Source organism: Sphingomonas sp. (genome assembly GCF_039595165.1).
GTDB lineage: Bacteria > Pseudomonadota > Alphaproteobacteria > Sphingomonadales > Sphingomonadaceae > Sphingomonas.
In genome coordinates this window covers 1-3,635 of record NZ_JBCNMA010000196.1, presented here as the reverse complement: position 1 = coordinate 3,635, position 3,635 = coordinate 1, and the positions used below count along the sequence as shown (strand labels likewise).

Sequence of the window (3,635 nt, the reverse complement as noted above, 5' to 3'; positions counted from 1 at the left end):
GGCAGGCCCGACATCATCATCTGCCCGACCTGCAGCCGGTCGGCCTGGCTGACCACGCCGTCGACCGGCGCGTAGCGCGCGGTGCGCGAGAGATCGAGCGCGGCCTTGTCGCGCTGGGCGCGGGCCGAAGCGATGGCGGGGTTGACGCCCGGCACGGCGGCGCCGTTGGCGAGCTTCGAGCGGGCCTCGGCGGCATCGGCGACGGCGCGCTGGTAGCTGGCGCGGGCCTGCTCGACCGAGTGCAGCGCCTGGTCGTAGCGCGCACGCGTGGTGAAGCCGCGGTCCATCAGCGCCTTCTGGCGGGCATAGTCTTCCTGCGCCGAGGCGATCTGGTCGCGCGCGGCCTGGATGTCGGCGCCGGTGCCGACGACGCTCGCCCGGAGCGTGCCGACCTGGACCTGCGCATTGGCGATCGCGGCGTCGGCCTGTTCGAGCGCGATGCGATAGGGTTCGGGGTCGATGCGGAAGAGCAGGTCGCCGGCCTTGACCGGCTGGTTCTCCTTGACCGCGACCTCGGTGATGCGCCCGGCGACGTCGGCGGCGACCGAAACCTTGTCCTGCTGGACATAGGCATTGTCGGTCGAAACGGTGTCGGCCGAGAGCGTCCACCAGCTGCCGACCGCCGCGATCAGCAGCAGCGGCACGCCGAACATCAGCAGCGGGCGCAGCCAGCGGCGCTTGCGCGGCGCGGGGGCCGCTTCGGTGATCTCGATCGCTTCGGTGGTGTCGAGCTTGGGGTCGGCGTCAGCCATTGGCGGCCTCTTTGATGTCGTCGGCGGTGAGGTTTGCGTGAACGGCGGCGAGGAGCTGATAGAGGCGCGTGCGATCGGCGGCGCTGAGGCCGGTCAGCACGTCGTCGAACAGCTCGTCGGCAATCTCGCGAAGCTGAAGCAGCACGGGTTGCGCCGCCTCGGTCAGATGAATGCGCCAGACGCGGCGATCGCTGGGGTCGCGGCGGCGCTCGACCAGGCCCGACTCTTCGAGCCGGTCGATCATGCGGCCCATCGTGATCGGCTCGATCTCGAGCAATTCGGCCAGCGCGCCCTGGTTGCTGCCCTGGTTGCGCTCGAGCATCTTGAGCGTGCGCCACTGCGCGCGCGTGGTGCCGAGGCTGCGCGCGCGCTCGTCGAAGCGCCGGCGCATCAGCCGCGAGATGTCGGCGATGAGAAAGCCAAGTGAGTCGGTCATGTCGCGCGATATAATAAGCATGCTTATAATTTCCATGCTCACTAGTTGCATATTGCAACGCGACGATTGCGTATCGTGCAATCAATCGAGGGTTTCGTCCGGCGGCGAAGTGCGGCATCCCGCGTTCATGCAGACTCAGATGTTCGGGAGCTTCGACGGCACGACGCTGGCGTGGCGGGAGACGGGACAGGGCCGGCCGGTGGTGCTGATCCATGGCTATTTTTCCGACGCCGACACCAACTGGATCAAATATGGCACGGCGGCGAAGCTGGTGAGCGCCGGGTTCCGGGTGATCATGCCGGATCTGCGTGCGCATGGCGAGAGTGCCAGGCCGCACGAGGCGAGCGCCTATCCGCCCGACGCGCTGGCGATGGACGCCGAGGCGCTGATCGCGCATCTCGGTCTCACCGACTATGATTTGGGCGGCTATTCGCTCGGCGCGCGGACGACGGTGCGGGTGCTGGCGCGCGGAGTCGCGCCGACTCCGCGCCGCGCGGTGCTGTCGGGACTTGGGGACGAAGGCGTCGTCGATACCGGGCGGCGGGCCGGGTTCTTCCGGCGGGTGCTGACCAATTTCGGCAGCTTCAGGCATGGCGATCCCGAGTTCATGTCGCAGGCCTTCCTCAAGACGACCAAGGGCGATCCGCAGGCGCTGCTGGGCGTGCTCGACACCTTCGTCGACACGCCCGCCGAAGAGGTGGCGAGGATCGACCTGCCGGTGCTGGTGGTCGGCGGCGAGGCGGACGACGAGGTCGGGTCGTTCGAGGAACTCGCCGCGATGCTGCCGCAGGGCCGTGTCGTCGAGATCCCCGGCAACCATATGAGCGCGGTGACGCGCGCCGAGCTGGGCGACGCGATCGTATCATTTCTGACCGCTTGACCGCATCCGGAGGCGGGCGCAGTGTCCGCCGCATCCACAAAACCAGATTTTAGAGGGCCTGATGATCCGCACTGGAATTTCGACGATCGCGCTTGCGATGCTGCTGGCGGGACCCGCCACGGCGCAGGAGAAGAAGGCGGCGCCTGTGGCGAGCGAGCTGACGCCGGCCGGCGCCGACGCGTTCCTCGAGCGCGCGGTCAAGGAATATGACGAGTTCTCGCAGGACGACGCGCGGATCCAGTGGCTCTACGCGACCTATATCAACGATGACACCTCGGCGCTGGTCGCCAAGAGCCAGGCCGAGGGCACCGAGATGGCGGTTCGCTTCGCGCTCGAGGCGGCGAAGTATGAGAAGGTGAAGGGTCTTTCGCCCGACACCAGGCGCCAGCTCGACATCCTGCGCAGCGGCATCACCTCGCCCGCGCCGACCCGCGCCGGCGCCGCGGCGACGCTGTCCAAGCTGCAGACCGACATGCAGACGGTCTACGGCACCGGCAAGGCGACGCTGAAGGGCCAGCCGATCAGCGGCAACGACGCCGAAGCGGCGATGGGCACCAACCGCAATCCCGCCGAGCTCAAGGAGATGTGGACGAGCTGGCACGACAATGTCGGGGCGCCGCAGCGGGCGGACTATCAGCGCGCCGCAGGGCTGCTCAACGAGGGCGCGCGCGAACTCGGCTTCAAGGATGTCGGCGCGATGTGGCGCTCCAACTACGACATGCCGCCCGAGGAGTTCGCCAAGCTCACCGACAAATTGTGGAACGAGGTGAAGCCGCTCTACGAGTCGCTGCACACCTATGTCCGCTGGAAGCTCAACGAGAAGTATGGCGACGCCGTCCAGCCCAAGACCGGACCGATCCGCGCCGACCTGCTCGGCAACATGTGGGCGCAGGAATGGGGCAACATCTATGACATCGTGGCGCCGGCCGGCGCGGGCGACCTCGGCTATGACGTCGGCGACCTGCTGACCGCGAAGCAGTATGACGCGATCAAGATGGTCAAGGCCGGGGAGGGCTTCTACTCCTCGCTGGGCTTCGCGCCGCTGCCCGAGACCTTCTGGAAGCGCTCGCTGTTCGTGAAGCCCGCCGACCGCGAGGTGCAGTGCCACGCCTCGGCCTGGGACCTCGACAATGTCGACGACCTGCGCATCAAGATGTGCATCAAGGTCAATTCGGACGACTTCGTCACGATCCACCACGAGCTGGGCCACAACTACTATCAGCGCGCCTACAACAAGCAGCCGCTGATCTACCGCACCGGCGCCAATGACGGCTTCCACGAGGCGATCGGCGATTTCGTGGCGCTGTCGATCACGCCCGACTATCTCGTCTCGATCGGCCTGCTCGACCCGGCCAAGGTGCCGAGCGCGGACAAGGACACCGGGCTGCTGCTGCGCCAGGCGATGGACAAGGTGGCGTTCCTGCCGTTCGGCCTGCTCATCGACAAGTGGCGCTGGGGCGTGTTCTCGGGCGGGATCAAGCCGACCGGCTATCAGGCGTCATGGGACGCGCTGCGGCTTCAGTATCAGGGCATCACCCCGCCGGTGAAGCGCGACGAGAGCAAGTTC

General features: G+C 67.3%; 4 protein-coding genes. 2 read left to right on the top strand and 2 right to left on the bottom strand.

From position 1 onward, the window contains the following. On the bottom strand, positions 1-752 hold a 752-nt coding region (locus ABDV68_RS18620), incomplete at its 3' end, for an HlyD family secretion protein (protein ID WP_343521586.1). Beyond that, entirely contained in the window at positions 745-1,188 is a 444-nt protein-coding gene (locus ABDV68_RS18615) for a MarR family transcriptional regulator (protein ID WP_343521585.1), read from the bottom strand. The genes ABDV68_RS18620 and ABDV68_RS18615, both read right to left, overlap by 8 nt. 127 nt (positions 1,189-1,315) lie before the next feature. Here ABDV68_RS18615 and ABDV68_RS18610 point away from each other — a divergent pair, with 127 nt between their 5' ends. Both ABDV68_RS18610 and ABDV68_RS18605 read left to right on the top strand, forming a co-directional pair. Continuing rightward, entirely contained in the window at positions 1,316-2,068 is a 753-nt protein-coding gene (locus tag ABDV68_RS18610; RefSeq protein ID WP_343521584.1) for an alpha/beta fold hydrolase, read from the top strand. Positions 2,069-2,129: 61 nt separating this feature from the next. Beyond that, positions 2,130-3,635: M2 family metallopeptidase (locus tag ABDV68_RS18605; protein WP_343521583.1), on the top strand; the 1,506-nt coding region annotated here is incomplete at its 3' end.

Excerpts from the sequence above, each read along its gene's own strand:
- ABDV68_RS18615 (WP_343521585.1), bottom strand. The coding sequence starts at position 1,188 with ATGACCGACTCACTTGGCTTTCTCATCGCCGACATCTCGCGGCTGATG.
- ABDV68_RS18610 (WP_343521584.1), top strand. The coding sequence starts at position 1,316 with ATGCAGACTCAGATGTTCGGGAGCTTCGACGGCACGACGCTGGCGTGG.